Raw genomic sequence first — 26,429 nt, forward strand, 5'->3', positions numbered from 1 at the left:
CTCGGCCGCCTGACCGCCGCGCCCGCCCGCGACGTCCGTCGCGCCCGGCGGCGGCGTCCGCACTCGCGCCGACGCACCGAACACACACCGGCGGGCACAGCGGTCACGCCGAGGCCGGTCGATCGCTGAAGCCGAGGCGCGGCCCGGTCCGGGTCTCGCCGCGGTGTCTCGAAATTGTGGATCTCGGTCTGAATTAGTGGCCAAAGGTTCGCCGCCGTCGCTCGGGTTTCCGTCCGTCACACGTCGCCATGCGTGGGTGCCGGCACCAGGCGACACGGGCCGGTCGGTGCGCCGAATTCAGACCCAGCCTACCCTCCGCCACCAAACCGATCTTCAATCCGATCGCGTTGCGTGGTCGACGATAGACCCTCGGTGAGTCACGCCGGGGCAGCGGTCCAGTCCGGGTACTTCGCGGCCCGGCCGTCGCCCGATGACGTGCCGCGCAGCCGGCGGCCGACCCACGGCAGCACGTGCTGGCGGTAGTAGCGGGCCTCGGCCAGCAGGCGGCGCGACGCCGCGGGCGTCAGCGGCAGCCGGTGCTCCTCGCCGGCCGTGCCGAGCGCCGTCAGCACCAGGCCCGCGACCCGGCGGTGGCCGTCGGCGTTGAGGTGCAGGCGGTCGGCCGACCAGTACGGGGCCCGGCGCAGCTCCACGTCGCCGAAGCAGTTCACGAACAGCACGTCGTGGCGCATGGTCAGCTCGCGCACCGCGTCGGTCAGGGCGGCCGCCCGCTCCCGCAGCACCTTGCCGAACGGCAGGTGCTCGGACGGGTCGGCGCCGCTGAGCACGACGAGGCGTACCCCGGCCTCGGCGCAGCGCAGTATGGCGCGCTCGGTCAGGTCCAGCAGGTGCTGCAGGTCTGAGCTGCGGCGCATCATGTCGTTGCCGCCGCCGTTGAGCGTCATGAGCGTCGGGGCGGGCGACAGCGCCAGGGCGGCGTCGAGCTGGGTGGTGACGATCGGCTCGAGGAGGCGGCCGCGGATGGCGAAGTTCGCGTACTGCACGTCGCCGCCGTTGGCCGCGGCCAGGCCCGCGGCGACCAGGTCGGCCCAGCCGCGCGGGGAGCCGTCCGGCCGTTCGTCGCCCATTCCCTCGGTGAAGCTGTCGCCGATAGCCACGTAACGCACCCGGTAACCCTAAGCCAGCCGCGCCCGGGCGGGCTGTTCTCACGGTCACACAGGCCGCCCACAGCACCGGCGCACGAGGGCTCGTCGCGACCTGGCTGGGGGCCGCGGGGCGCGGGTCAGTGTGACGTAGTCAGGGCGGCGGTCTGCTCGGCGATCGAGTACTCCTCGTCCGTCGGCACCACGCACACCGCGACCCGGGCGCCGTCGGCGCTGACGATGCGCTCGTTGGCGGCGTTGCGGGCGGCGTCGACCTCGATGCCCCACGACTCGAGGCCGGCCAGCGACGCGGCGCGGACGGCGGGGGCGTGCTCGCCGACGCCGGCGGTGAACACGATCGCGTCGAGGCGGCCCAGCACGGCGTGGTAGGCGCCGATGTACTTGCGGATGCGGTGGCAGTACACGTCGAAGGCCAGGGCGGCCGCCTCGTCGCCGGCGGCGCGGCGCTCCAGGAGGCTGCGCATGTCGTTGACGCCGGCCAGGCCGAGCAGGCCGGCGTGGCGCTGCAGCTGGTCGTCGACGGCGGCGAAGTCCATTCCGGCGACCCGGTTGAGGTACGCGCCGACGGCCGGGTCGATGTCACCCGACCGGGTGCCCATGACCAGGCCCTCGAGCGGGGTCATGCCCATGGAGGTGTCGACGCTGCGGCCGCCGCGCACGGCCGTGGCGCTCGCGCCGTTGCCCAGGTGCAGCACGATCAGGTTGAGGTCCTCGAGCGGGCGGCCCAGCAGGGCGGCGGCGCGGCCGGAGACATAGGCGCACGAGGTGCCGTGAAAACCGAAACGCCGGATGTCGTACCGCAAAGCCAGCCCCCGATCGATGGCATACGTCGCCGCGGCGGGCGGAATGGTGGCGTGGAACGCGGTGTCGAACACGGCCACGTGCGGCACCGACGGCAGCTTCTCCCGGGCCGCCTCGATGCCCAAGATCCCGCCGGGGTTGTGCAGCGGGGCCAGGGGCACGAGCTCGCGCAGCGCGGCGAGCACGGCGTCGTCGACGAGCGCCGGGCGGGTGAACCGGGCGCCGCCGTGCACGATGCGGTGGCCGACGGCCTCGATCCGGGCGTTGCCGAGCCCGTCGAGCACCTCCTTGAGCGCGGCGGCATGGTCGGCGACGCCGCCGGGCTCGCCGATCCGCTCGACGATGCCTCGCTCGCCGGCCTCCGGGTCGTCAAGGTCCACGACGCGGAACTTCACGGACGAGGAGCCGCTGTTGAGCACGAGGATCATGCCAGGCAGACTACTGCCGTGGCCCGTATCGTGTACCTCGTCGAGCTCGGACCGGACTCCGGCAAGTCGGCGGTGGCCCTCGGCCTGTCCGAGCTGCTGTCGCGCAAGGTTCCCGGCATCGGCGTCTTCCGGCCGGTAAACCCCGCTTCCGACGATGTTCTGCTGGAGTTGCTGCGCTCGCGGTACAGCATCGCCGACGAACGCCTGTTCGGCGTGAGTCAGGCCGAGGCGTCGGCGATGCTGGCGCAGGGCCGGGCCGAGGAGCTCGTCGGGCAGCTCGTCGAGCGGTTCCGGCCGGTGGCGCACCAGCACGACGCGGTCGTGGTCATCGGCACCGACATCGACGACGACCTGGCGTTCAACGTGCGGCTGGCCAACGAGTTCGGCGCCGTCGTCGTGGCGGTCGTCAACGGCTCGGGCGCCGATGAGTCCACTCTGGATTCGATGGCGCGGCAGGCGTACCACGCGCTGACCGACCTCGACGCGACCGTCGCCGCCGTGGTGCTCAACCGCGCGCCCGGGCCGGGGCCGGCGCCGAAGCTGCCCGTGCCGTGCTTCGTCATCCCCGAGGTGCCGACCGTGGGCGCCCCAACGGTGGCCGAGGTCGCCGCGCAGCTCGGCGCGAACGTCGTCACCGCCGGCACCGACCCGGGCACGGCGCTCGGCCGCGACGTGCTCGACTACGTCGTCGGGGCGGCGCACGTGCCGGCGCTGCTCACCCATCTGACCCCCGGCTGCCTGCTCATCACGCCCGGCGACCGCAACGACCTGCTCGTGGCCGCGGGCGCGGCGCACGCGTCGGGCCTGGTGCCGCTGGCCGGGATCGTGCTGACGCTGGGCATCGCGCCCGACCCGGCGGCCCTGGAGCTGTTCGAGCGCCTCAACCCGGGGCTGGCCGTGCTCTCGGTACCGACGGCAAGCTATGACACCATCGAGTCCTCGACGCGGATGCAGCACCGGCTCGGCCCGGCCAACCCGCGCAAGGTCGAGGCCGCGCTGGGCGCGTTCGAGTCCAATGTGGACACCTCGGAGCTGGCCGACGTGCTCGAGCTGACCGCCTCGGCGCGGGTGACGCCGCTGATGTTCGAGTACGACCTCATCGACCGCGCCCGGGCGGACCGTCGGCGGCTGGTGCTGCCCGAGGGTACCGAGGAAAGGATCATCCGCGCCGCGGACATCCTGATCCGCCGGGGCGTGGCCGACCTGACCCTGCTCGGCGACCCGGCCGTCATCCGGGCCAAGGCCCGCGACCTGAGCGTCGAAATGGGCGCCGCCGAGCTCGTCGACCCGGTGACCAGCCCGCTGCGCGAGCGGTTCGCGGCCACCTACCGGGACCTGCGCGCGCACAAGGGCGTGACGCTGGACCTGGCGTACGACGTGGTGCGCGACGTGTCGTACTTCGGCACGCTCATGGTGCAGCTGGGCCACGCCGACGGCATGGTGTCCGGGGCGACCCACACGACGGCGGCGACGATCCGCCCCGCCTTCGAGATCATCAAGACGGTACCCGGCCTGAGCGTGGCCTCCAGCGTGTTCTTCATGCTGCTGCCCGACCGGGTGCTCGTCTACGGCGACTGCGCCGTCAACCCCGACCCCGACGCCGCCGAGCTGGCCGACATCGCGCTGTCGTCGGCGGACACCGCGGCCCGCTTCGGCGTGACGCCGCGGGTGGCGATGCTGTCGTACTCCACCGGCACCTCCGGCTCCGGCGCCGACGTCACGAAGGTGGCCGAGGCGACCGCGATCGTGCGTTCCCGGCGCCCGGACCTGCCGGTCGAGGGCCCGATCCAGTACGACGCGGCGATCGACCCGGCGGTGGCGGCCACGAAGCTGCCCGGCAGCGCCGTCGCCGGCCAGGCGACGGTGTTCGTCTTCCCGGACCTGAACACGGGCAACAACACCTACAAGGCGGTACAGCGCTCGGCCGGCGCCGTCGCCGTCGGCCCGGTGATGCAGGGCCTGAACAAGCCGGTCAACGACCTGTCGCGCGGCGCCACGGTCAAGGACATCGTCAACACGGTGGCGATTACGGCCATTCAGGCCCAAAGTTCGTAGCGTTTTTTGTCGTACCCCTGGGGCACGATGGAGGCATGATTGCGAGAGTCTCCACGGTGGTGCTGGACACGTCGGACCCGCACGGGCTGGCGCGCTTCTACTCGGAGCTGCTCGACCTGCCGATAACCAAGGTCGACGGCGACTGGATCGACATCGGCGACGGGGCGGCGCGCATCAGCTTCCAGCACGCGCCCAACCACATCCCGCCCCAGTGGCCCGACCCGAACTATCCGCAGCAGCTGCACCTGGACATCTGGGTCGACGACATCGACGCCGCCGAGGCGAAGGTGCTGCGGATGGGGGCGCAGCTGCTGTCGACGAAGGAGTCGGGCTTCCGGGTGTATAGCGACCCCTCCGGGCACCCGTTCTGCCTCGAGTACGAGTGACGCCGTGCCGCCCCGTGCCGCCGGGTCGGATCGCGCCTGGCCGGCGGGCCGGCCGCGCTCGGCCGGCGGGTCCCCCGCGCCTTGGTTACGGGTCGACCGTGGCCTTCGAGGGGCAGCCGTTCTTCTTCTGCCACGCGTCGAGCTCGGCGACGGGCGACTTCTCCTTACCGGCCTTCCACGCGTCGAGGTACGACCACGGCCAGATGACCCCGCGCCGCGTCCACCAGTCCCCCGTCTTCGCACACACCGGCGACAGCCCGAAGTGGATGTGGCAGGCGCTGGCGTCCCCGGTCCGCCCGACCTTGGCGACCGGCTGCCCGGCCTGCACCTTCGTCCCCGCCTCGATGCCGTCGTCGATCGCGGAGAAGTGCGACATGTAGTACCGCGCGCCGTCGTTGCCGAGGATCGACACCGACAGCCCCCCGCGCGACGACCCTTCGTTCACCTTGGCCGTCCACGTGTCGACCTTGGTGACCTCGAGCACCGTCCCGTCGACGGGCGAGAGCGCGTTGAGCCCGCAGTTGGCGATGATGTCGCTGGCCGGGTAGTCGTGGTGGTCGTGCGAGTACGACCCCTTGCCCTGCAGCGGGAACACGTGCCTGGTCGTGCCCGCGGGCGCCCCGCTGGCCGCGTTGGCCCCGGCCGAGGGCGCCAGCCCCGCCGCGCCGCCGTTCCCGTTGCCGGCCGCCGCCGCCGACCCGCCGTCGCCGACCTGCCGCCCCTGCGACTGCTGGGCGACGGGCGCCTGACCGGCGGGATCGCTCCCGCCGCCGCAGCCGCTCACGCCGAAGGCGACCACGAGCGCAACCCCGGCCAGACTCACACGCAGCGCAGACATCGCCCGCCACCCTACGCGCCCGCCGCCGCGCCGCCCAAGCCGCGGTCACCCGCCCCATCCGGTCGGCGCCACATCCTGACCGATCGACGCCCCTGCTCCGCGTCGCCGCCACCTCTGGCCCTGCGGTTCACTCGCCGCTCCGCCGTCGCGCCGGCCCCGCCGGTCGCAGCCGCGCCTGGAGTCGCGCCGGCCCCGCTGGTTGCAGCCGCGCCTGGAGTCGCGCCGGCCCCGCCGGTTGCAGCCGCGCCTGGAGTCGCGCCGGCCCCGCCGGTTGCAGCCGCGCCCGGAGTCGCGCCAGCCCCGCATGTCGCACCAGCGCCGGCCGTCGCACGCACGCTGCTGAGCGCCTCGCCTCCGCGCCGCTCCTTCGCCTCACCGCCGCGCCACCGCAGCCCTGCGCCGCCGCGTTCGGCCCCGCTCCCGCCTCGCGCCGCCGAACCGCCGCGTCCCGCCCGGCCCCCGCCTTCCGGCGCCGAACCGCCGCGTCCCGCCCGGCCCCCGCCTTCCGGCGCCGAACCGCCGCGTCCCGCCCGGCCCCCGCCTTCCGGCGCCGAACCGCCGCGTCCCGCCCGGCCCCCGCCTTCCGGCGCCGAACCGCCGCGTCCCGCCCGGCCCCCGCCTTCCGGCGCCGAACCGCCGCGTCCGGCCCGGTCCGGCCCGCGTCGCGGCGATCTCCTGCCCTGCGCCGCAGCCGCCTCGCGTCGCACGCGGCAGGCGGCGTCACACCCGCGCCGAGCCTGCCGTCGTGGCGCTCTCGCATCTCACGTCGGGCCGCCCTCGGTGTCAGTAGCGGGCGGCGTAGCTCGTCGGGGGTTCGCCGAACATGTTCGTGAAGTCGCGGACCAGGTGGGCCTGGTCGGCGTAGCCCAGTTCGAACGCCAGGGCGGCCCAGTCGATCGGCTCGGCGGCGGCGCGGGTGGCCATCCGCTGGGTCACCTCGTGCAGGCGGAAGCGGCGGATCACCCATTTCGGGCTGATTCCGACGTGCTCTGCGAAGAGGCGCTGGAGCCGCCGGGCGCCGACGCCGTAGCGGGACGTCAGGTGGTCGACGCGGCGCAGGTCGGGGGTGGCGGCGATGTCCGACACCCAGCCGGCCACCTCGTCGCCGACGGGGTCGTCGGGCGGGCGCCGGGCGCGCAGGAGGCGGCCGAGCTCGGTGGCCATCGTCTCCGCCGCGGCGGGCGGGTCCGTGTCCAGCAGCGCGGCCGGGTCGGGCGCCGGCAGGTCCTCGCCGAAGACCGTGGTGGCCGGGACGGCGCGGTCGGTGATCGAGTCCACCGGGGCGTTCAGGAAGCGGCGGAAGACGCCGGGGCGGAACGTCACGCCGAAGACCGCGGCGCGGCCCGACAGCGTGCGGCGGATGCGGCCCCGGCAGACGCCGCGGACCAGGGGCGGGGCGTCGGTGGAGAGGGTGAGCTGCACGCTCGGGTACGGGACGATCAGCTGCACGTAGTCGGGCTCGCCGCGCAGGTTCCAGCGGGCCCACCAGTATCGCGATACGAGGTCGGCCAGGTCCGGCGGTGGCGGGACGAAGCCGTGGCTCTGGAAGCGCGACCACGCCCCGGCCAGTTCGCGGCTGTCGCGCATCGCCGCCAATCATGCCAGCGGGGCGGGGTGTCGCGTTTGTTCAAGACTCGTGGGGTACCGCTGCGGGATCTTCGAAGGCATGCAGAAGCACGTGTTGTTGGGGGAAGCGGCGGCCGGGATGCTCGCGGTCGTGGACCGGATCGGGGCGCAGGACCTGGGGACGGCCACGCCGTGCGCGGAGTGGGACGTGGCGGCGTTGCGGGACCACCTGCTGGAGTGGGGGCCGGCGCTGGAAGGGGCGGCGCGCAAGGAGGCCGTCGGGCCGGGCGCGGCGTACTCGTCGCTGCGCGAGCAGGTGACGCGGCTGGCCGAGGCGTGGGGCGAGCCGGCGGCGTGGGACGGCATGACGCGGATGGGCGGCGCCGAGCTGCCGGCCGATCTGGTCGGGGGGATGGTACTGGGCGAGTTCGTGCTGCACGGGTGGGATCTCGGGCGCGCGCTCGGGGTGCCGGTGGAGTTCGGCGAGGACGTGCTGCGCCTGATGTACGCCGAGGTCGCCCGCTCGGCCGACCAGGGCCGCTCGATGGGGGTGTACGGCGCGGAGGTCCCCGTGCCGCCCGACGCACCCCTGCTGGCGCGGACGCTGGCGCTCAGCGGGCGCGATCCCCAGTGGAGCGCCTGACCACGGGGCCGAAGTCCCGTGCCGCCCGGCGCACACGCGGCGCTCAGCGGGCGCGATCCGCAGTGGAGCGCGTGACCACGGCGCCGAGGTCCCGTGCCGCCCGGCGCACACGCGGCGCTCAGCGGGCGCGATCCGCAGTGGAGCGCGTGACCACGGCGCCGAGGTCCCGTGGCCGGCCGGCGCGGGCGCGGCGCCCAGCGCGCTTGAAGGTCCCCGTGCCGGCCTGCGGTTAGCGGGGGACCGGCTGATCAGGGGCGGCGGCGCCGGGTGCGGGTGGCCGGCTCGACGCCGAGCGCCTCGATCGCGGTGCAGGCGTTGTCGTTGTCGAGGGGGTCGCGCTCGTCGAGGCTGACGGCGACGGTGCGCAGCAGGGAGCGGAACACGGCGCGCTGCTCCTCGGGCAGCGCGCCGAGCACCATCTCCTCGACGTGGCGCAGCTTGCGCTGCAGCTGGCAGAGGGTGGCGCGGCCGGCCTCGGTGGCGATGATGCGGCGGGCGCGGCGGTCGGCGGGGTCGGGCTGGCGCTCGATGACGCCGGCCTTCTCGAGGTCGTCGAGGAGGTACGTCATCACGGTCCGGTCGATGCCCAGCTTGTTGGCCAGGGCGAGCTGGGTGCACGGGGTGCCGTCGACGGCGGAGGTCAGCACCTGGTAGCCGCGCGGGCCGCCGGGGACGTCGGCGATGGCCGATTGAGCGCCTTTTGCGTATCCGCGCAGGAGCACGCCCAGCGCCCAGCCCAGGTCCGACTGGAGGTCGACGTGGGTGTGAGCCGGGCTCTCCGGCGCCTGGGTCATGCAGCAATGATAAACATCCCACTCCCGCTTGCCGCCAGATGTTCTGTGATGCAGACTTTCTGCGTTACCACTGGACATCGTGGAGGTACCGCGACATGCATCTCTTCCGTCTCGACGCGAGCATCCGGGTCGCCGGGTCGGTCAGCCGGGCGCTGGCCGACACCGCCGAGCAGGCGTGGCTCGCCGAGCACCCCGGCGCCACCGTGACCCGCCGGGACCTCGGCCTGTCACCGCTGCCCGCCGACCTCTGGGCGAACGCCGCCCGCTCCAGGGTCGACCCGACGGCGCCGCCGGCCCCCGACACCGATGCCGTGGTCGCGCAGCTGGCCGCCGAGCTGATCGAGGCCGACGCGTACGTGTTCGCGATCCCGCTGTACAACTGGGGCGTCCCCGCCCACGTGAAATCCTGGCTCGACCTGCTGATGCTGAACCCGCACTTCGGGGCCGGCGGCGACCAGCCGATCTCCGGCCGCCCGGCGGTGCTGGCGCTGAGCCGCGGCGGCGGGTACGGCCCGGGCACCCCCCGGGAGGGCTGGGACCACGCGTCGCCGTACCTGCGCCGGGTCTTCGGCGACGTGTTCGGCCTCGAGCTGCATGTTGCGGAGGCGGAGCTGACGCTCGCGGACGTGACGCCGGCGATGGCCCCGCTGCGCGGCCTGGCGGCCGACCTGCTCCGGACCGGCCACGAGCACGCCGCGGCCCACGGCCGCCGGGTGGCCGCACTGACCCACGCCGCCGCCTGAGCGCACCAATTGGCGCGGATAAATCGGACATCGCCCTGTTGCCCTGTGCGCCTTTTCACTCCCGGCTCATGGCGATGTCCGATTCGCGACCACGGTTCTGCATGTCGTGGAGCGAGCACGCCGGGCCGGGCTTTGAGCGGGCTTTCAGCACGAAATATCCAGACGCTCGCGCGTCCGGATATTTCGGACTTATGCCCTGTCGGGGGATAAATCCGATATGTCGTGGCGCGGAGCGCCCGACATATCGGGCTCCCGGCGGCGAGCGCCCGCCATCCCGGCGCCGCCAGCCCGACGGCTCACGTCCACCGCCGGCGCGCGCCGCGCCGCGCCGCCCAGACGGACGCGCCGTTCGCCGGTGGACTCTCGGCTTGCGAGCGCTCGCCATCCATCCCGCGCCGTCAGCCCAGACCGTTCACGTCCGCCGCCGATCCCGCGCCGCAACGCTGGGGCCGGGCGCGCCGTCCGCGCGTACGCTCTCGTCCGCGGCGGCCAACCCCGCCGCCACGCAGCCGACCCACTCCGGACGCCGCCGCAACACCCGGGCCACCGCCAGGCGAAGCCCGTCGCCGCGCTGCCGACCTGCGCCGCAGTACCCGGGCCGGGCGCGCCGTCCGCACGTGCGCTCTCGACTGCGGCAGCCATCCCCGCCAGGCGAAGCCCGTCGCCGCGCTGACGAGCCGAGCGTTGCGCTCCACGTCGCCCGCGGACGAACAGTCAGCCGCCCAGTGGGGGCAGGTTGTTGGTCAGCTCGATCGCCGTGTGGATGAGCGACTGCAGGCGCGCCGTCAGCGCCAGCAGCAGCTGGTGGGCGGCGGGGCCCGCGTGGACCGCGGCCTCGCGCAGTGTCTCGAGGTCGCCCTGGACCTGGCTCAGCTGGCCGGGCAGGTCGCCGGCGCCGCGCTCCAGGGCCTCGGCCATGTCGGCCAGGCTCACGCCGTTGGCCTCGAGGACCTTGATGGCGGCGATGCGCTCGATACACGAGGCGTCGTACAGCCGGAAGTTGCCGGCCGTGCGCTGTGCCGACTCGATGAGGCCGAGGCCTGTGTAGAAGTCGACGGTGCGGGTCGACACGCCGGATAGATTGGCGAGCTCCCCGATCCGCAGCAGTCTTGACACGTCCCAACCCTACAGTGCCGCGTGCTAGTGTGCCCGCCATGGTTTTCAGGAGCCTGCGCCGCCGCGTGGGCGCGGGCGGGCCGGCCGTCGACACGGTACTAGACAATCCTGTGACCCGCCCCGGGGAGGCGTTGACGGGAGCGGTGTGTCTCACCGGCGGCGAGCGCGACGTCGAGATCGAACGGATCGTCCTGACGCTCGTGACCAGGGCCGGCGCGAGCACCGCGGCGCTCGCGCAGGAAAAAATCGAAATCCGGTTCCGGCTGGCCGCCGAGGCGCGGCAGGAGGTACCGCTGCGGCTGGACATCCCGCTGCGGACGCCGATCACGCATCTGTACGGCGAGCGGGTCCCCGGGCTGGCGGTCGGCGTGCGCACGGACCTGGAGGTCGCGTTCGCGGCCGACCCGGAGGACCTCGACCCGGTGGCCGTGCACCCCCTGCCGGCCGAGGCGGCCGCCCTGGAAGCGCTGCGTGAGCTCGGGTTCCGGTTCAAGTCGGCCGACGTGTCGCAGGCGTTCGAGTTCTGGGTGGCGCCGCAGTACCAGCACATCGCCACCGAGGTTGTTGTCGGCTTCACGACCGGCGTGGACCATGTGGAGCTGGTCCTGGACGACACTGTCCGGACCCGCCGTGAGCGGCGCGAACGGGTCGACTGGACGGCCGAGATCGACCGCCTGATGCGACAGATCGGGCACAACCGGCGAACGATGTCCACCTGACCGGGCCAGGGCGTCGATCGGTCGACACGGTACCGTTAGCGGCAGAGGGGTTGACAGCGGTTCACAACGACGCGGGAGGCGGCGCATGCGAGAGCTCGTCGTGGTGGGTGTGCGAGCGCAGACCTGGCAGAGCCGTCCCGTGGTCCTGCTCAAAGAGGCGGCGTCCGGCCGGCACATCCAGCTGCCCGTCGAGGGCGGGCCGCGCAGCCTGGACGAACCGATCAGCGCCGAGCTGTTCCAGCGCGCGCTGACCGCGCTGCGGGCGCCGCTGCGGGCCGTCGAGGTGGTCGCCGCCCACGGGCCGTTCCAGCTGGTGCTCGGCGAGGGCATCCGGGTGCCGGCCGCGCCGCTGGAGGCGATCGGGCTGGCCCGGCACTGGGGCGTGCCGATCGTGACGACCGACGAGCTGCTCAACTCGGCCGCGGTCGCCGCGCCCGAGGGGCCGACGCAGCCGCTGGACCTGACCGCCCACATGGAGAAGCTCCCGTCGGGGCGCGCCACCCTGCTCATCCGCAAGGGCGCGGAGGCCGGCGCCGAGTTCGCCCTCGACGGCGACGTCGTGCGCTGCGGCCGCGACTCGGCCAACCAGATCGTCCTGGACGACAATACGGTGTCGCGCAAGCACGTCGAGTTCCACCGCAACAGCGGCGGCCTCGGCTACTCGATGCTCGACATGGGCAGCCTCAACGGCACCTACGTCAACGGCGAGCGCGTCAAGAGCGCCAACCTCAACGACGGCGACGAGGTCCAGGTCGGCAAGTTCATGCTGCAGTACAAGCTGCGGTAGCGCTCACCAGTTCGACGGCTCGAAGTCCTTCAGGAAGCAGCCGTAGAGGTCCTCGCCGCGCTCGCCGCGCACGATCGGGTCGTACACCCGCGCGGCCCCGTCGACGAGGTCCAGGGGCGCGTGGAAGCCCTCCTCGTGCAGCCGCATCTTCGTCGGGTGCGGCCGTTCGTCGGTGATCCAGCCGGTGTCGACGGCGGTCATGAGGATTCCGTCGGAGAGCATCTCCTCGGCGCTGGTGCGGGTCAGCATGTTCAGCGCCGCCTTGGCCATGTTGGTGTGCGGGTGGCCGGGCCCCTTGTACCGCCGGCTGAACTGGCCCTCCATCGCCGAGACGTTCACGACGTACTTGCGCCGGGCGCGGGCGGCCGCCATCGCCGCGCGCAGCCGGCTCACGAGGATGAACGGCGCGGTCACGTTGCACAGCTGCACCTCGAGCAGCTCCAGCGGGTTGACCTCCTCGACGGTCTGCACCCAGCTGTTGGAGTCGGCGAGGTCCGGCACGAGCCCGCCGGCGTCGATCGCGCTCAGCGCGGCGATCTTCTCCGGGGTCGTGTTGCGGCTGGTGAGCGCGAGCGCGGTGAGCGCGTCCGGCGGGATGAGCGTCGGCGCGACGCCCGCCTCCAGGGTCAGCTCCGCGTGCGGGTCCGCCTTGTGGAACGTGACCACGTCCGGCATCGGCCCGTCGAGCATCAGCGGGGCCGACTCGGCCGCGACCAGGTGCGAGTACGACCCGGCGGTGCGCTTCACGGTCTGCGCCGCGTTGTTGATGAGGATGTCGAGCGGCCCCTGCGCGGCCACGTCGTCGGCGAGCGCGGCCACCTGGGCCGGGTCGCGCAGGTCGATGCCGACGATGCGCAGCCGGTGCAGCCAGTCGCCGCTGTCGGGCATGGCCGCGAAGCGCCGCACGGCGTCGTTCGGGAACCGCGTGGTGATCGTGGTGTGCGCGCCGTCGCGCAGGAGGCGCAGCGCGATGTACATGCCGATCTTGGCCCGCCCGCCGGTCAGCAGCGCCCGCCGCCCCGTCAGGTCGGTGCGCTGGTCGCGCCGCTCGCGGTTGAGCTTCGCGCACGGCGGGCAGAGCTGGTGGTAGAAGGCGTCCACGTCGACGTAGCGCGTCTTGCACGTGTAGCACGACCGCGCCCGCAGCAGCCGCCCGGCGCTCGCCCCGATCGTCGGCGACACCAGCGCGATGCCCTGCGTCTCGTCGTCGATGCGGCCGGGCGCGCCGGTCGCGGTCGCCGCCGTCACCTGGCGGTCCGCCTCGGTGATCGCCGCCCGCCGCTCGCTGCGCCGCTGCCGCTTCACGCTCTTGTACAGGTGCGACGTCGCCCGCCGCATCGCCTGCACGTCGGGGTGGTCGGGCGGCAGCTGGGTCAGCTCGTCGATCACGGCGAGGCAGATCGCCAGGCGCTCGGGATCGATGCCGGGTTCATCGATGCCGGGTTCATCGATGCCAGGTTCAAGGCCGGTGGGGAGGTCGTGCGGGGTCACGCAGGAACTGTACGCAACGCCCCCGCCACCGCACCAAACGGAAAACGGGTCCGGACGGCGCCGTTGCCGCCCGGACCCGCCGCTGCGCGCCCCTCGCCGTCCCCCGTTGCACCTCGGCGGGGCCGCGTCGTTCTCGCGACCGACTCAGTAAAGCGCACCACGCCCGGCAAAAACGACATATCCGTATAAGTTGGGTCGGCGTTCCGCCGAAAGAGCCAAAAAGAGCGAAACCAGGCCATGGCTCGGGTCCGTGCAACGCACGACCGTTCTTCCCACGAGGAATCCCGACGTCCGTGGGGCCAAGACCTTCAGAGCTCGCGTACCCGGCGGGCTACGGGGCGCAGCCACGGCACTGCGAGCAGGATCACCATCGGCGGCAGGACGAACCCCGCACGGGTCGCGTCGACGGCGTCCAGGATCGCGCCGTCGACCGCCGCGCCCGCGGCCGCCCCGACCGAGAACGCCGTCGCCACCCACGCGAACGCCTCCGCCGCCGTGCCGGCCGGCGCGATCCGGTCCACGGTCAGGAACGCGGCCGCGAGCAGCGGCGGCAGCATGAACCCGCACAGGATCGCCAGCGGGATCATCAGCAGGGCCGAGGACGGCGTCAGCAGCAGCGGGACGTACCCGAGGCCGAGCAGCAGGCCCAGCAGCGGCAGGCGCCGGCCGTCGACCTTCAGCCGCGTGTTGACCAGGCCGCCGATGAGCGCCCCGACCGCCTGCGCGGCCAGCAGCCAGCTCGACCACGAGCGGTGCCCGACCGACTCGGCGTAGTCGAGCAGCGCCACCGGCAGGCTCCCGACGCCGGCGCCGACCAGCACCACCGCGGCCAGCAGCAGCCGCAGCGAGCCGGAGCGCAGCGGGCCGGCCCAGTGGCGTTCAGCGTGCTCGCCCCGCCACTTGCGCACCACCGGGGTCGTGACGAACCACACGGTGCCGAGCAGCTGCAGCCCCGCCGTCGCGTACACGCCGGCGACCCCGCCGCCGAGCGTCACCGCGGCCCCGGCGACCAGCGGGCCGAAGATGAAGATCAGCTCCTGCACCGCGATGTCCAGCGTGTACGCCGTCGGGACCTGCTCCTCGTCCAGCAGGTCCCGCCACAGCACCCGCAGGCCCGCCTCGAACGGGGGCGCGCCCAGGCCGGCCAGCAGCGAGGCGAGCAGGGCGGCCCAGAGGGGTACACCCTGGGCCAGCACCACGAAACCCGTCGTCGACACGGCGGCGCCGCCCAGCAGCACCGGCGGCTGGCGCAGGCGGTCGGCGATGCGGGCCAGGACCGGGCCGCCCACCGCGAGGCCCGCCGTGTACACGCCCACGAGCAGGCCCGCGGCGCCGATCGAGAGGGTCTCCCGCGCGTACATCAGCAGGGCCACCGGCGCGGCGCCCAGCGGCAGCCGCCCGACGGTACTGGCGGCGAGCACGCGGGCGACCTGCGCGACGCGCAGCACTGCGGTGACCGACATGCCCGCGATCATGCCACGGCTTAACGCCCCCATAAAAACGCGTCAGGCCGGATTTGCAAATCACAATAGGGCTCGTGAAGCGCCGTTCAAATACGTTTTCCGAACCCGAGAGAAATGGTGACAGAGAATGCGCAGAACGGCGCTTTATCCGCTGGTCGCCCTCGGTGCGGCCGCCGGCACGCCGGTGTTAGCCTCGCGCCTTCATTAAGGGGTGCCGCGAGATGGTGAGGGGGAACGCGAAAGTGCCCTCTGATCTGGGAAGATAGGACTTGTCTAGGGTCTATCCAATCCCGCTGCAGGGGGCACTGTCAGGGTGAAGGTTACCGGGTTACGTCCGAAGATCGTGGTCAGTGCCGACGGTCGGGGTGTTGTCGGGCATGCCGGGGCCCGGTTGCTGGCCGACCTGGCCGACGCGACCGGGTTGGCCGCCGGGTTCAGTGATGCGCTTGCCTCGTTGCGGGTGCGGGAGTCCGGGCATGACCCGGGTCGGGTCGCGGTCGACCTCGCGGTGCTCCTTGCCGACGGCGGCGCGACGATCGCCGATCTTGCGGTGCTGCGCAACGAGCCCGCGCTGTTCGGGGCCGTGGCGTCGGATCCGACCGCGTGGCGGGTGCTGTCCGATGTGGACGAGGCGGCGTTGGCCCGGCTGCGCGACGCCCGGGCCCGGGCGCGGGAACTGGCCTGGGCGCAGGCATCCGAGACCCGCACGGGGCTACCGGCCTCCACGGCTGCGGGACAGCCGGTGCGCGGTCTGATCCTCGACGTGGACGCCACGATCGTGATCTGCCACTCGGAGAAGGAATCCGCGACCCGGACGTGGAAGAAGACGTTCGGGTTCCATCCCTTGCTCTGCTTCCTGGACGGGACCCGGGAGGCGCTGTCGGGCCTGTTACGGGAAGGCCGGGCCGGGTCGAACACCACCGCCGATCACATCATCGTTGTGGACCGGGCCCTGCAGCAGATCCCGGACGCGCACCGGCACGGCACCCCGATCCTGATCCGGTCGGACTCAGCCGGCTGCACCCAGGGGTTCCTGACCCACATCCGCGCCCTGCGCGAGCACGGGATCGACACCCGGTTCTCCGTTGGCGTGGCGATCACCGAACCGATCCGGGCCGCGATCCGCCAGGCAACCGGCTGGGTCCCCGCGATCGACACCGACGGCGACCTGCGTGAAGGCGCCGAGATCTGCGAGCTCACCGGCCTGGTCCCCGCCGATGGCTACCCGGCCGGGACCCGGTTCATCGTGCGCCGGGAACGGCCGCACCCCGGCGCCCAACTGTCGCTGTTCGACACCATCGAAGGCCTCCGCCACCAGGTCATGGCCACCGACACCCCCGCCGGCGACGGCAGCATCCAGTTCCTCGAAGCCCGCCACCGCGCCCACGCCCGCGTCGAGGACCGGATCCGCACCGGCAAGGACACCGGCTTCGGCCGGTTCCCGTCCCGCGTCTTCGCGATCAACCAGGTCTGGCTCGAACTCGCCCTCACCGGCATCGACCTGCTCGCCTGGACCCAGCACCTCCTCCTGGACGGCGAACTCGCCACCGCGGAACCCAAGAAACTGCGCTACCGGCTCCTGCACACCGCCGCCCGGCTCACCCGCACCGCCCGGCAGACCCGACTCCGGATCGCCGAAACCTGGCCCTGGGCAACAGATCTGGCCACCGCGTTCACCCGTCTCACCGCGCTACCCCGCCCGATCGGCTGACACCGGCACCACAACCCGCCCACACCGCACGGAGGAACCCGGCCTACGCGCCGGGCCACCAGCACGCCCATCCCCCCGACCGGCCCGCACAACGATCAACAAACGCCCTCAACCACCATGATCGACTGGTGGCGAAAGACCGAGGTTAGCCGACCCGGCGTCGGCACACGGCTACGTATCCTCCCCGCCGAGCCGGCGCCTGACATGTTCCGACCGGCCGGATCCGGGGCATCACTGTCCTCGATCCGGTCGCGTTCGGCTCACATCAAGGAGGTACAACCAATGAACAGCACCTCTTCCGAGGCCATCAGCCGCTGCCCCGTCTGCGGCGCCCGCGTCCACGTCAACGCCGGCTCCGCCACCCCGGCGCACCAGCCCGACGGCGGCGCCCCCGGCGGGACGCAGTGCTCGGGCAGCGGCCAGCCCTCCCGCTGATTACCCGCGGCTCTCCCAGCCGGGCCAGACGAAGTTCTCGAACGCCGGCTCGAACGGCTCGGGCAGCCGGTACGCCCGGCAGCGGCTGTCCTCGAGCCGTTCGAGCGGGGCCCACCCGAGATTGTGCTCGTAGTACCGCACGGCGGCCCGCACGGAGCCGGCCCAGTAGTCGTCGACCACGACGATCCCGTGCGCCCGCACCAGTTTGCGCAGGTAGTACAGATCGAGAAACACCTCGTGGAACCGATGGCTCCCGTCGACGAACGCCGCATCGACCACGACCCCGCGCTCGACCAGCCCCGGCAGCGCGACGGACGACCCGGCCCGCAGCAGCTCGACGACCCGGTCGGCGCCGCTCTCGACGAGCAGCTCCCACCCGACGTCGCCGTACGCGCTACGTTGAAACGGATCGACGACGTAGTGCCGCTCTCCCCCGGTGACGACGAGGGCCTCCCCGATCGCGAGCGCCGAACTGGCGTAGGCCAGCCCGACCTCGACCACGGACCGCACCCCTTCCTCGACGAAGAGGTCCCGCACGAGGTCGCACTCCCGCGGCGGCAGCGTGACGGTCCGGAAGTCGGGTGCGTCGCGCGGGATCCGCGGCGGCCCTCCCCGGCTGAGCCGCTCCCGCACTGCCCGCACCCGCTGTCGATCCCCATCCATGCCGCCAGTCTTGCGCCCCTTCCGCCTGCCCGCCGCCCCACTCCTCGCGACCGTGCTGCCGGCGGCTCGCAGTCGGCGTCCTAGGAACCTAGGTTTCGACTCCCGGGCGCCGCAGACGCGGGGCGCTCCGGCTCGTGGCCGCCCGCAACGCGACGACCGATTCCCGCCAGCATCCGCGCGCCGGCCGGGTCAGGCTGGAGCCATGTTCACCGTTCACGCCATCGACCCCGCCCACCTCGCCGGCGTCCGTGCGGCCGGCACGGACGTCTCCGGTCTCCCGGTCGAGCGCCTGACCGCGGAGGGCGGCGAGCCCCTGCGCTGCTGCCTGCGCGACGCGGCCGCGGGCGAGCAGCTGATCCTGTTCGGCTACGAGCCGAAGCTCCCGCCGAGCCCGTACCGCGAGATCGGCGCCGTCTTCACCCACGCCGAGCCGTGCGACGGCCCGGGCTCGACGGCCTACCCGGCGGCCTGGCGCGGCCGCCCGCAGGTGCTGCGCGCCTACGACGCGAACGGCCGCATCCACCCTGCCACGAGAACCCACGACGGCACGGCCCCGGAGACCGAGCTGGCCGACATCCTCTCGGACCCGGCGGTGACCCGGGTCGACAGCCGCAACATCGCCTACGGCTGCTTCATGTTCACGGTCACCCGCGCCTGACCCGCCGGGTACGGCCGCGGCGACCGGCTGCTGCCGGTCGCCGCGGGCACTCGAACCAGGTGTCGCTACGCGCAGCTGACGGACGGTACCGCGTTGGTGCCGTTCCAGTCGGCCAGGAAGCCGAACGTCGCCGGCGGGGCCGCGTTGTACGACACGTTCGTCACCGTCACCGCGGCCCCGGACTGGGTGTACGTGCCGCTCCACAGCTGGGTGATCTTCTGTCCGTTGGCGAAGCTCCAGCTGACCTTCCAGCCGTTCTTGCCGGCCGGAGCCGACACGCTCACCTCGCCCTGGAAGCCGCCGGGCCACTGGTTCACGATCCGGTACGCCGCCGTGCACCCGCCCGGCGGCGGGCTGGACGACGCGCTGGCGCTCGGGGAGACCGACACGCTCGGGGAGGCCGACGCGCTGGCCGAAGGCGACTCGACGGTACCGCCGAGGCCGGTGACGATCGCGTTGTACGCCGCCGGCTTCTTCTGCAGGTTCTCGTCCCACGGCAGCGCCGCGCCCTCGCCCGAGAACGTGTTCGGGACCCACGAGTACTTGTCCGTGTAGTCCCAGATCGTGATGCCGACGCAGCGGGTCACCGCGACGCACGCCTTGACCACGTTGTTGTAGTACGTCGCCTGCGTGGCGTCCTTGGTGGAGTCGCGCGGCAGGACCATCCGCACGTCCAGCTCGGTGATCGCCACGTCCAGCCCGAGGTCGGCGAAGCGCTGCAGGTTCTGCTGCATCTGCGACGGGAAGCCGTACTGGATGGCGAGGTGGCCCTGGAAGCCCACCCCGTCGATCGGCACGCCCTGCGACTGCAGCGACTTCACCAGGTTGTACATGGCATCGGCCTTCGCGCCCATGCCGTCGGTGTTGTAGTCGTTGATGTACAGCTTCGCGCCGGGATCGGCGGCGCGGGCCGTGCGCAGCGCGTCGGCGATGTACGCCGAGCCCATCGCGTTGTAGAACGGCGACGTGCGGAAGGTGCCGTCGTCGTTGAAGGGCTCGTTGACGACGTCCCAGGCGAAGACCTTGCCCTTGTAGTGGGTGGCCTCGTTGGTGATGTGGTTCTCCATCGCCGCCTGCAGCTGGGCCGCCGGCAGCGACGAGACCCAGCCGGGCAGCTGGTTGTGCCAGACCAGCGTGTGGCCGCGGACCTTCATGTTGTGCTGCTGGGCGAACGTCACGACCGCGTCGCCCTTGGTGTAGTTGAACGTGCCCTGGGTGGGCTCGATCGTGTCCCACTTCATCGAGTTGCCCGGCGTGGTCTGGCCGAACTCGCCGCCGCCGAGGATCGCGGTGTAGGCGGTGTCGGACAGCTCCGGGTTGTCGGTGGCGGAGCCGAAGTACCGCCCGTGGGCCGCGGCCAGCCCCTGCAGCGTCTGCGTGGCCGCCTCGGCGTTGACCACGACCACGGCGGTGGAGACCGCGGCGACGAGCGCCGCGGCGCCGGCGATGAGCGCGCGCCTCATGACGACACCGCCGCGAGGTGGTCCTTGATGCCCTGGCCGAACGCGGTCGCGGTGCCGTTGTAGTTGCTGATCAGCGACGGGCCGCTCGAGCAGTCCCAGGTGTTCCAGGTCCAGCCGAGGTAGCCGACCGAGTGCGCGTCGGCCCAGTTCATGACCGTGTCGACGAAGCCGTGCGCGCAGTCGTTCTCGCCGATCTCGGTCAGCGACAGCGGCACCTGCGCCGCGACCGGCGCCATCTGGCTGTCGAAGCACGAGGTGCTGGAGCAGCTGTTGAAGTTGTAGATGTGCGCGAACGCCGCCAGGTTGTTCTGCGGGTCGGTCGGCTTGTACTGCAGCCACTGCGTGAGGTCGTTGGAGTACGCCAGGCCGCCGATCATGATGACGTTCGTGGCGCCGGTCGCCCGCACGGCGTTGACCAGCGACTGGAAGCCGGCCACCTGGTACGAGATGCCGTTGCAGGTGCCGCCGTCGCGCCAGCAGGCCCAGCCGGTGCTCGCGCTGCCGGTGGCCCGCTCCGGGTAGGGCTCGTTGAACAGGTCGAACACGACCGCGTCGTTGCCCTTGAACGCGTTCGCGACGCCGGTCCAGAACGACGGGGCGTACTGTGCGTCGGGCATCGGCTTCTGGCACGTCGCCTTGACGTCCGAGCAGCCCGCGGACGGGCCGGTGTACTGCCCGTAGTTCCAGTGCATCTCGACGATGGGCGTGATGCCGTTGGAGACCAGCAGGTTCACGTAGGTCTTCACGGCGTTCTGGTAGTTCGTGCCGCCGTAGGCCGCCTGGACGTCGGCGGTGCCGAGCCAGCACTCCTCGTTCAGCGGTACGCGGACGGTGCGGATCTTCCAGGTGCGCATCGCGGTGACGGCGGCCTGGTCCATCGGGCCGTCCCAGATGCCGTTGCCCTGGATGCAGGCGAACTCGCCGCCGGAGCGGTTCACGCCGAGCAGCCGGTACGCCGCCCCCGTGCTCGTCACGAGCTTGTTCCCGCTGACCTTGAGCTTCGGCGCGCCCGACGGCGGCGGCTGCGAGGTCGACGGCGAGGTCGAGACGGACGGCGAGGCGGACGCCGACTTCGACGGGCTGGGCGAGGTGGTGGTGCCGTTGCAGGACACGCCGTTGAGCGTGAACGTCGCCGGCTTCGGGTTGCTGCCGTTCCAGGTGCCGTTGAAGCCGATCGTGGTGCTGGCGCCGGTGCCGAGCGCGCCGTTGTACGACATGCTGGCGGCCGTCACGTTGGCGCCGCTCTGCGACCAGGTGGCCGACCAGCCCTGCTGGAGCTGCTGGCCGCCCGGGAAGGCGAAGCCGAGGTTCCACGACGACAGCGCGTCGCCGAGGTTCTTGATCGTGACGTTGGCGGTGAAGCCGCCCTGGCTTGAACCACCAGTCTGCCCGACGGTCCAGTCGTTGGTGGTGTAGGTGACCTGACAGCCCGCGGCGGCCTGTGCCGAGGTCGGCAACAGGACCGCCCCGGCCGCGGCGAGCAGCAGGCCGCCGGCCACCGCGAGGGTGGTTGTGCGGTACCGCATGGGGCTCCTTCGATGGCGGGAAGCGTTGGAAGCGCTCCCATCCTTCGCTGAGTCCCGGGTCCGTCAAGCGCTTCGAGTGGTTTGTCCCGCCTGTGCTCGGGCGCCCTGTGAAATTTCCACGCTGTGTTTCCGGCTCGCTGCGCTCGCGCCGGGGGAGCTTCGCTCCGCACCACGAGACGTTCTCAGGCATCTATGTGCCGTCGTTGCCATCGCGCAGGGAATGGACCATCAGGGTCCGTCGCCGACCCCGACGGCTACCGGATCACGCTCCACGACCGCGCCTGACCGGCCAGACGCCGGTCGTCCCTTCGTGTCACGATCCCGGCATGCTGAACGTGGAGCTGCTGCGGCCGGCGTTGCGGGCTGCCTGGGGGCCGGACACCTGCGATCCGCACGACCTGGCGAACTGGCGGCCTGACAATCCGGCTCGGGGCCAGTGCGGGACGACCGCGCTGGTGGTTCAGGACCTGCTGGGCGGCGAGCTGCTGCTCGGTGAGGTGCACGTCGATGGCGTGAAGATCGGCCATCATTGGTGGAACCGCCTCCCCGACGGCACCACGATTGACCTGACCGCCGACCAGTTCCACCCCGGCGAGACGGTGATCGGCGGCCAGATCCGTCACCGCCCGCCAGACGCGCCCAGGCGCTGCCGTGGCCAGTATGAGCTGCTACGGCACCGGGTACTCGGCACCCTGGCCGGCGAACACCCAGAGTTCGCGGGCCAAGGACCGCACGGCGTGCTCAGCGACGCCCGCCCCGCGTCGCCGGCCGGGCCGCCGGTCCGCATTGCCGTGGTCGCGCTGACCGACTCGACCGGCGCTGTGCTGCTGCAGCTTCGCAGCCGGAACAAGGCGGCCGAGCCCGGCCAGTGGGCGCTGCCCGGCGGGCACGTCGAGGCCGGTGAGACCCCGGCCGAGGCCGCCGCCCGGGAGCTGCTCGAGGAGACCGGTCTGGCGGCCGAGCTGCGTCCCGTGTGGCGGGATCTGCGCCCGGACCTGACCGGTTCGGCCCCGGCTGTGGATCTGCACGCCTTCGAGGGCATGGCGGCAGAGACGACGATCGTGCTCGGCGAGGGCGAAGCAGCGAGGTTCGTGCAGATCGCGGAATTGCCCGGCATGAACCTGAGCCCGACGGCCGCGGCGGTGCTGCACCGGCTGCTGCGGTGGGCGTAGCGACATTGCGTTGCGCTTGGCGAGCCGGGTCAGGCTTTGCGCCTGATGCGGTACTCCAGCGTCAGGAACGGCAGCCCGAAGACCGAGAACGCGTGATCGGCGCGCAGCTCGCCGTCCTCGACGTAGACGTCGAGCTCCTCGGCGAAGCCGTGCACCGCGAGCGTCGACAGGTTGCGGCTGTCCACGTCGATGTAGCTCAGGTAGTGCCCGGTCTGGTCGTCGCCGCCGCGGCTGGTCAGCCGCAGCCCCCCGCCGGGCCGCTCGTACGGCGCGAGGGTGGCGGTGAAGTTGGCCTGCGGCAGCGGGAAGCCGACGCTGACGTAGCCGCGCCCCGCGCGCCGGTAGGTCGTGTAGATGCCGACGTAGATGGGCTCACCGCTGTGCGCGAAGCTGCGGATCCAGCCGCGCGTGGAGATCGCGCCGTCGGCGCCGCTGATCGTGTCGATGCGGCTGTGCATGCCCTTGAGCGCCTCGCGCTGGTTCATGGGCACATTGGCCTGGCCCAGCGGGCGGGCGACCAGGGTGCGGTACAGCAGATAACCCGGCCGCACCCAGGCCCGCCACCGCGGCACGATGTCGAGCGTGAACCGGGTCGTGTGCTCGTAGAACTCCCGCACGCGGGGGTCGACGCCGGCCGGGTCGAAGTCCGGCCCGGCCAGCGCGTCCAGGCTCGCCACGATGCCGACGTCGGCGGCCGCCTCCTCGTACGTCCCGCCGATCGTCTCGGCCAGGGCCTTCACGTAGCCGGTGCCGACGTAGCGGGTGCGGGCCTCCAGCGGTACCACGAACGGCAACTGCTCGGCGGGCGCGCTGCCGGCGACGAGCGCCACCTGCGGCTCGCGGAACACCAGCTGCGACACGGTCCGGAACGCGACCACCCCGGCCGCGGCGACCTGGGCCGGCGGCCGGTCCCGCATGGCGGCGCCGACGGCCAGCCCCACGACGGGCCCGAGCGCCACCTTGTGCGGCCGGATGCCCATCGCCCCGGCGACCGCCCCGCTGGCCACGCCGACCGCGAGCGGGCTCGCCCCGGCCTTGCCGGCCACCCAGCCGATCGGCGCGGCGAGCGCCCCGCTGGCCGCGATCCGCGCCCACACGGCGGGGATCTCGTTCGGTTTCTGCAGGGACCGGGCGGTCGCGTCGACGGCCGCCATCGCCGCCGCGCCGAGCAGCGCCGTCTTGACGACACTGCGCGGTCCGCGGTGCGCGGCAAGGGCCGCCCCGGCGGCCGCTCCCATCAGCGCCGAGAACCCGATTCCCGGCATCCGCTTGGCATCCACCGGCCCAGTCTCACACGGGCGCCCCCGCGAGCTCGGGCCGACCGGCCGGTGTGCATCGTGGTGCACCGTCCCTATGAGTCCTCGCGGCGGGTATCGGCCAGCTCCGCGGCGACCGCGTCCGCGCCCAGGCCGATCATCCAGGTCAGTGGGGCGCCGGGCAGGAAGCGGGTCATCACGGCGGTGAGCTCCTCGCGCTGCGCGTCGGTGAGCGCGGGCGCGCCGGCGGCGAGGCGGTGGACCGTTTCGCGGTACATCATGAGGTACCGCCGCTGCTCGGCCAGCATCCCGGCGTCGCCCGGCGCGCCGTGGCCCGGGTAGAGCGTGGCGCCGCCGAGGTCGCCGGCGAGCGCGTCGAGAGCGTCGAGCCAGGCGCCGGTGTGGCCGTCGGCGGTGTACGGGTGGGTGCCGTGGAACGCCAGGTCGCCGATGAACGCGCGGTCGTCGACCGTGACGTAGGAGTCGGCGTGGCTCTCGGCCGCGCCGACAGCGTGCACGGTGAAGCGCAGGCCGCCGAGCTCGACGGCGTCGCCGCCGGCCAGCCGCCGGTCGGGGACGCGGTGGCGGTCGGGCCACTCGTCGCCGTACACCGGCGCCCACTGCGCCCGCTTGGCCTCGGCGATCTCGGCGATCGTGCCGGCGACCCCGGCGGTGGCGAACACGGGCACGTCGTCCCCGGCGAGCAGCGGCAGGCCGTTGAAGTGGTCCGGGTGCGCGTGCGTGACGAACGCGCCGAGCAGCGGCTTGCGCAGCGCCGCGATGCGGGCCTGTAGCGCGCGGATGTCGGACAGCAGCAGGTTGGCGTCGACGAGCACGACCCCGTCGGCCGCCTCGACGAGGTAGCTGTTGACGAGCAGGCCGGACTCGGCGGCGGTGTACGTGTGGATGCGGTAGTCGCCCATGCCGGCGACGCTAGGCGGCGCCGCGGGCGTTGTTGAGAAGGCACTTTGGGGTGCCTATGCCCTTACAGGTCGGGCTCGCCGATGATCGCCAGGACGGCGGCGACGATCCGGGTGCGCTCCCCGGCGTCGCGCAGCAGGCGCCCGACGCGCTCGTCGCCGGCGTCGCCGCGCGGGGCCCGGCCGATCGCGATGTCGCCGTCGTCGCCGAACACGAGCTGGATGACGTCGGTGACGGCCTGCGCGGCCGGCACGCCCTTCGCGATCCGGCCGCGGATCGCGACGACGGCCTCGTAGGCCAGGGCCCGCATGTACGCGTCGTCGTTGTCGGCCGGGTCGACCAGCGCGAGCATCGGGTCGTCCGCCCCGGCGACGGCGACGACGGTACCGCGGGACACGGGCGCCTCCTTGCGTCCCAGGGGCCGCTCGACGTACGCGGCGTACCAGTCGGGGCGGCGGCGCATCGCGGCGAGCACGCGCTCGATGTCGCGGCGGACCATGGCCCGCCCGGCCGCCCAGTCGCCGGTGCGCTCGGCCCGCTCGGCGGTCCAGCTCTCCACCGGCCACAGCTCGAGGCCGGCGGTCGCGCTCTGGCCGACCCAGACGAGCATCTGCACGGCGAGGTGGACCAGCCACGGGTCGTCGCCGAGCGCGGTGGCGAGCCACTTCGGCGGGCGGGGCCGCTGCAGGGCGCCGAGGTCGCCGCGGCGGCGCCGGTGCCCGTCGACGGTGGCGGCGTTGAGGCGGGAGGCGATCCACGCCTCGAGGTTGCTGATGGGCTTGCGCGCGGAGCGGACCACGTCGTGTACCACCGCCTCCACGTCGTCCTCGAAGCGGTCCAGGCAGTCGTCGGCGAGGTGGCGTACCGACGTGGCGCAGGCAAGGTGCCCGCGGCGCCGCTCGAGGCCCTGGGTGAGCCCGTTGAAGACCACCGGCCAGGCGATGTCGTACGCGCCGCCGGTGAGCCGGGCGCGGTCGGCGCGGTCGGCCCTGGCGACCGTGGCGGCCAGCACCCCACGGCGCGCCAGCGTTCGCACCTCGTCGGCGCGGCGGCGCGGGGCGGAGACGGCGGTCATGGCTGTTCCCCCTCGACGGTGTCGGCGGCGGTACGGAAACGGTCACCTGGAGTCTTGTCAGCCCACCTGCAGAATGGAACGGGGCGAACTGGTGCACTGCGCGGTCTTCGGGCCGGTCGCGGACGCAGATCGACCGGCCCGCCGGCGCGAACGGGCGAGGCCATTCCGGAACTGACCCATGACCGTGCGTAGAACGGATCGCTTCTCCGGCCGTCCGCGGCCCTGTCTGCCACTATTGGGTGATGACCGACACGCCCGGCCGGACGGACGGCCCGTCCGCGGGGGACGGATCGGCCGCCGGCACAGGCGCCGACGAGCAGGCCGAACGGGTGGCCGCCGTACTCCGCCAGGAGTTACAGGCCGCCGGCCGCGCGGCGCGCGAGTCCGGCACCGACCCCGAGGAGATCACCGCCGACCTCACGGAGCGCCTGGCCCGCCTGCGCCGCCTCAACGCCGCCGACTCCGCCCGCGACCCCAACGATCCCCCGGGCTAGCGCCTGTTTCATGACTGGGGCGGAATCTGGGCCGGCCGCAGCCCCGCCTCAGTCATGACACAGGCGCTAGGTGACTGGTGTTAAACGATGGCCGGCACCGG

General features: G+C 72.9%; 25 protein-coding genes. 11 read left to right on the top strand and 14 right to left on the bottom strand.

Annotated elements, in window-relative coordinates; genetic code table 11:
* Positions 1-377: 377 nt before the first annotated feature.
* Positions 378-1,127, bottom strand: coding sequence for an SGNH/GDSL hydrolase family protein (locus ACQEVU_RS37350; RefSeq protein WP_433332125.1), 750 nt, complete (start codon positions 1,125-1,127; stop codon positions 378-380).
* 116 nt (positions 1,128-1,243) lie between these two features.
* A complete protein-coding gene (locus tag ACQEVU_RS37355) occupies positions 1,244-2,353 on the bottom strand; it encodes an acetate/propionate family kinase (RefSeq protein ID WP_433332127.1) in 1,110 nt (369 codons plus the stop codon).
* Positions 2,354-2,371: 18 nt separating this feature from the next.
* On the opposite strand from ACQEVU_RS37355, the gene pta reads away from it, so the two are divergent.
* The gene (gene pta, locus ACQEVU_RS37360) at positions 2,372-4,408 is read left to right on the top strand and encodes a phosphate acetyltransferase (protein ID WP_433332129.1); all 2,037 of its coding nucleotides are present in this window, start codon (positions 2,372-2,374) and stop codon (positions 4,406-4,408) included.
* 35 nt (positions 4,409-4,443) lie between these two features.
* A complete protein-coding gene (locus ACQEVU_RS37365) occupies positions 4,444-4,794 on the top strand; it encodes a VOC family protein (protein WP_433332131.1) in 351 nt (116 codons plus the stop codon).
* 85 nt (positions 4,795-4,879) lie between these two features.
* On the opposite strand, the gene ACQEVU_RS37370 is transcribed toward ACQEVU_RS37365, so the two are convergent.
* Positions 4,880-5,632: a M23 family metallopeptidase gene (locus ACQEVU_RS37370; RefSeq protein WP_433332133.1), complete on the bottom strand. Its 753-nt coding sequence runs from the start codon at positions 5,630-5,632 to the stop codon at positions 4,880-4,882.
* A gap of 783 nt (positions 5,633-6,415) precedes the next feature.
* Positions 6,416-7,219, bottom strand: coding sequence for an AraC family transcriptional regulator (locus tag ACQEVU_RS37375; protein WP_433332135.1), 804 nt, complete (start codon positions 7,217-7,219; stop codon positions 6,416-6,418).
* Between the two features lie 79 nt (positions 7,220-7,298).
* Here ACQEVU_RS37375 and ACQEVU_RS37380 point away from each other — a divergent pair, with 79 nt between their 5' ends.
* Positions 7,299-7,841 (top strand): TIGR03086 family metal-binding protein, encoded by a 543-nt coding sequence (locus tag ACQEVU_RS37380; RefSeq protein WP_433332137.1) that lies wholly within the window; start codon positions 7,299-7,301, stop codon positions 7,839-7,841.
* Positions 7,842-8,089: 248 nt separating this feature from the next.
* Here the strand turns inward: ACQEVU_RS37380 and ACQEVU_RS37385 are convergent, their stop codons facing one another.
* The gene (locus ACQEVU_RS37385; RefSeq protein WP_433332139.1) at positions 8,090-8,635 is read right to left on the bottom strand and encodes a MarR family winged helix-turn-helix transcriptional regulator; all 546 of its coding nucleotides are present in this window, start codon (positions 8,633-8,635) and stop codon (positions 8,090-8,092) included.
* Between the two features lie 95 nt (positions 8,636-8,730).
* Between ACQEVU_RS37385 and ACQEVU_RS37390 the strand changes: the two genes are divergently transcribed.
* Positions 8,731-9,378 carry an FMN-dependent NADH-azoreductase gene (locus ACQEVU_RS37390; RefSeq protein ID WP_433332141.1) on the top strand — a complete coding sequence of 216 codons (648 nt, stop codon included), beginning with the start codon at positions 8,731-8,733 and terminating at the stop codon, positions 9,376-9,378.
* A gap of 714 nt (positions 9,379-10,092) precedes the next feature.
* Here the strand turns inward: ACQEVU_RS37390 and ACQEVU_RS37395 are convergent.
* A complete protein-coding gene (locus tag ACQEVU_RS37395) occupies positions 10,093-10,494 on the bottom strand; it encodes a MerR family transcriptional regulator (protein ID WP_433332143.1) in 402 nt (133 codons plus the stop codon).
* 38 nt (positions 10,495-10,532) lie between these two features.
* Between ACQEVU_RS37395 and ACQEVU_RS37400 the strand changes: the two genes are divergently transcribed.
* Together ACQEVU_RS37400 and ACQEVU_RS37405 are read left to right on the top strand one after the other, a co-directional pair.
* The gene (locus ACQEVU_RS37400; protein ID WP_433332145.1) at positions 10,533-11,213 is read left to right on the top strand and encodes a sporulation protein; all 681 of its coding nucleotides are present in this window, start codon (positions 10,533-10,535) and stop codon (positions 11,211-11,213) included.
* 85 nt (positions 11,214-11,298) lie between these two features.
* A complete protein-coding gene (locus ACQEVU_RS37405; RefSeq protein WP_433332147.1) occupies positions 11,299-12,000 on the top strand; it encodes an FHA domain-containing protein in 702 nt (233 codons plus the stop codon).
* 3 nt (positions 12,001-12,003) lie between these two features.
* On the opposite strand, the gene ACQEVU_RS37410 is transcribed toward ACQEVU_RS37405, so the two are convergent.
* Positions 12,004-13,452: an SDR family NAD(P)-dependent oxidoreductase gene (locus ACQEVU_RS37410; protein WP_433335226.1), complete on the bottom strand. Its 1,449-nt coding sequence runs from the start codon at positions 13,450-13,452 to the stop codon at positions 12,004-12,006.
* Between the two features lie 347 nt (positions 13,453-13,799).
* A complete protein-coding gene (locus ACQEVU_RS37415; RefSeq protein ID WP_433332149.1) occupies positions 13,800-14,954 on the bottom strand; it encodes an MFS transporter in 1,155 nt (384 codons plus the stop codon).
* A gap of 313 nt (positions 14,955-15,267) precedes the next feature.
* Here ACQEVU_RS37415 and ACQEVU_RS37420 point away from each other — a divergent pair, with 313 nt between their 5' ends.
* Together ACQEVU_RS37420 and ACQEVU_RS37425 are read left to right on the top strand one after the other, a co-directional pair.
* Positions 15,268-16,665 (top strand): IS1380 family transposase, encoded by a 1,398-nt coding sequence (locus tag ACQEVU_RS37420; protein ID WP_433332151.1) that lies wholly within the window; start codon positions 15,268-15,270, stop codon positions 16,663-16,665.
* A gap of 282 nt (positions 16,666-16,947) precedes the next feature.
* Positions 16,948-17,100, top strand: a complete 153-nt coding sequence (locus tag ACQEVU_RS37425) for a hypothetical protein (protein ID WP_433332153.1) — start codon at positions 16,948-16,950, stop codon at positions 17,098-17,100.
* Here ACQEVU_RS37425 and ACQEVU_RS37430 read toward each other — a convergent pair whose 3' ends face one another.
* Complete coding sequence (locus ACQEVU_RS37430) at positions 17,101-17,763, bottom strand: class I SAM-dependent methyltransferase (RefSeq protein ID WP_433332155.1); 663 nt, start codon at positions 17,761-17,763, stop codon at positions 17,101-17,103.
* Positions 17,764-17,965: 202 nt separating this feature from the next.
* Between ACQEVU_RS37430 and ACQEVU_RS37435 the strand changes: the two genes are divergently transcribed.
* The gene (locus tag ACQEVU_RS37435) at positions 17,966-18,421 is read left to right on the top strand and encodes a DUF1203 domain-containing protein (protein ID WP_433332157.1); all 456 of its coding nucleotides are present in this window, start codon (positions 17,966-17,968) and stop codon (positions 18,419-18,421) included.
* A gap of 65 nt (positions 18,422-18,486) precedes the next feature.
* Here ACQEVU_RS37435 and ACQEVU_RS37440 read toward each other — a convergent pair whose 3' ends face one another.
* On the bottom strand, positions 18,487-19,884 hold the full coding sequence (locus ACQEVU_RS37440; protein WP_433332159.1) for an endo-1,4-beta-xylanase: 1,398 nt from the start codon (positions 19,882-19,884) through the stop codon (positions 18,487-18,489).
* A complete protein-coding gene (locus tag ACQEVU_RS37445; RefSeq protein WP_433332161.1) occupies positions 19,881-21,410 on the bottom strand; it encodes a cellulase family glycosylhydrolase in 1,530 nt (509 codons plus the stop codon). Before ACQEVU_RS37445 ends, ACQEVU_RS37440 begins: the two co-directional genes overlap by 4 nt.
* 326 nt (positions 21,411-21,736) lie before the next feature.
* Here ACQEVU_RS37445 and ACQEVU_RS37450 point away from each other — a divergent pair, with 326 nt between their 5' ends.
* On the top strand, positions 21,737-22,582 hold the full coding sequence (locus tag ACQEVU_RS37450) for a YunG family protein (protein WP_433332163.1): 846 nt from the start codon (positions 21,737-21,739) through the stop codon (positions 22,580-22,582).
* Between the two features lie 29 nt (positions 22,583-22,611).
* Here ACQEVU_RS37450 and ACQEVU_RS37455 read toward each other — a convergent pair whose 3' ends face one another.
* From ACQEVU_RS37455 to ACQEVU_RS37465, 3 genes are all read right to left on the bottom strand, one after another.
* Positions 22,612-23,862: a hypothetical protein gene (locus ACQEVU_RS37455; RefSeq protein ID WP_433332165.1), complete on the bottom strand. Its 1,251-nt coding sequence runs from the start codon at positions 23,860-23,862 to the stop codon at positions 22,612-22,614.
* Positions 23,863-23,933: 71 nt separating this feature from the next.
* Entirely contained in the window at positions 23,934-24,761 is an 828-nt protein-coding gene (locus ACQEVU_RS37460) for an MBL fold metallo-hydrolase (protein WP_433332167.1), read from the bottom strand.
* Positions 24,762-24,823: 62 nt separating this feature from the next.
* On the bottom strand, positions 24,824-25,834 hold the full coding sequence (locus ACQEVU_RS37465) for a hypothetical protein (protein WP_433332169.1): 1,011 nt from the start codon (positions 25,832-25,834) through the stop codon (positions 24,824-24,826).
* 242 nt (positions 25,835-26,076) lie between these two features.
* Between ACQEVU_RS37465 and ACQEVU_RS37470 the strand changes: the two genes are divergently transcribed.
* Positions 26,077-26,328, top strand: coding sequence for a hypothetical protein (locus ACQEVU_RS37470; RefSeq protein WP_433332171.1), 252 nt, complete (start codon positions 26,077-26,079; stop codon positions 26,326-26,328).
* Positions 26,329-26,429 lie beyond the last annotated feature (101 nt).

This window comes from Dactylosporangium sp. CA-139066, assembly GCF_050936175.1.
GTDB lineage: Bacteria > Actinomycetota > Actinomycetes > Mycobacteriales > Micromonosporaceae > Dactylosporangium.

Excerpts from the sequence above, each read along its gene's own strand:
- ACQEVU_RS37355 (WP_433332127.1), bottom strand. The coding sequence starts at position 2,353 with ATGATCCTCGTGCTCAACAGCGGCTCCTCGTCCGTGAAGTTCCGCGTC.
- ACQEVU_RS37365 (WP_433332131.1), top strand. The coding sequence starts at position 4,444 with ATGATTGCGAGAGTCTCCACGGTGGTGCTGGACACGTCGGACCCGCAC.
- ACQEVU_RS37370 (WP_433332133.1), bottom strand. The coding sequence starts at position 5,632 with ATGTCTGCGCTGCGTGTGAGTCTGGCCGGGGTTGCGCTCGTGGTCGCC.
- ACQEVU_RS37375 (WP_433332135.1), bottom strand. The coding sequence starts at position 7,219 with ATGCGCGACAGCCGCGAACTGGCCGGGGCGTGGTCGCGCTTCCAGAGC.
- ACQEVU_RS37380 (WP_433332137.1), top strand. The coding sequence starts at position 7,299 with ATGCAGAAGCACGTGTTGTTGGGGGAAGCGGCGGCCGGGATGCTCGCG.
- ACQEVU_RS37385 (WP_433332139.1), bottom strand. The coding sequence starts at position 8,635 with ATGACCCAGGCGCCGGAGAGCCCGGCTCACACCCACGTCGACCTCCAG.
- ACQEVU_RS37390 (WP_433332141.1), top strand. The coding sequence starts at position 8,731 with ATGCATCTCTTCCGTCTCGACGCGAGCATCCGGGTCGCCGGGTCGGTC.
- ACQEVU_RS37400 (WP_433332145.1), top strand. The coding sequence starts at position 10,533 with ATGGTTTTCAGGAGCCTGCGCCGCCGCGTGGGCGCGGGCGGGCCGGCC.
- ACQEVU_RS37405 (WP_433332147.1), top strand. The coding sequence starts at position 11,299 with ATGCGAGAGCTCGTCGTGGTGGGTGTGCGAGCGCAGACCTGGCAGAGC.
- ACQEVU_RS37415 (WP_433332149.1), bottom strand. The coding sequence starts at position 14,954 with ATGTCGGTCACCGCAGTGCTGCGCGTCGCGCAGGTCGCCCGCGTGCTC.
- ACQEVU_RS37425 (WP_433332153.1), top strand. The coding sequence starts at position 16,948 with ATGAACAGCACCTCTTCCGAGGCCATCAGCCGCTGCCCCGTCTGCGGC.
- ACQEVU_RS37430 (WP_433332155.1), bottom strand. The coding sequence starts at position 17,763 with ATGGATGGGGATCGACAGCGGGTGCGGGCAGTGCGGGAGCGGCTCAGC.
- ACQEVU_RS37435 (WP_433332157.1), top strand. The coding sequence starts at position 17,966 with ATGTTCACCGTTCACGCCATCGACCCCGCCCACCTCGCCGGCGTCCGT.
- ACQEVU_RS37440 (WP_433332159.1), bottom strand. The coding sequence starts at position 19,884 with ATGAGGCGCGCGCTCATCGCCGGCGCCGCGGCGCTCGTCGCCGCGGTC.
- ACQEVU_RS37445 (WP_433332161.1), bottom strand. The coding sequence starts at position 21,410 with ATGCGGTACCGCACAACCACCCTCGCGGTGGCCGGCGGCCTGCTGCTC.
- ACQEVU_RS37450 (WP_433332163.1), top strand. The coding sequence starts at position 21,737 with ATGCTGAACGTGGAGCTGCTGCGGCCGGCGTTGCGGGCTGCCTGGGGG.
- ACQEVU_RS37460 (WP_433332167.1), bottom strand. The coding sequence starts at position 24,761 with ATGGGCGACTACCGCATCCACACGTACACCGCCGCCGAGTCCGGCCTG.
- ACQEVU_RS37465 (WP_433332169.1), bottom strand. The coding sequence starts at position 25,834 with ATGACCGCCGTCTCCGCCCCGCGCCGCCGCGCCGACGAGGTGCGAACG.
- ACQEVU_RS37470 (WP_433332171.1), top strand. The coding sequence starts at position 26,077 with ATGACCGACACGCCCGGCCGGACGGACGGCCCGTCCGCGGGGGACGGA.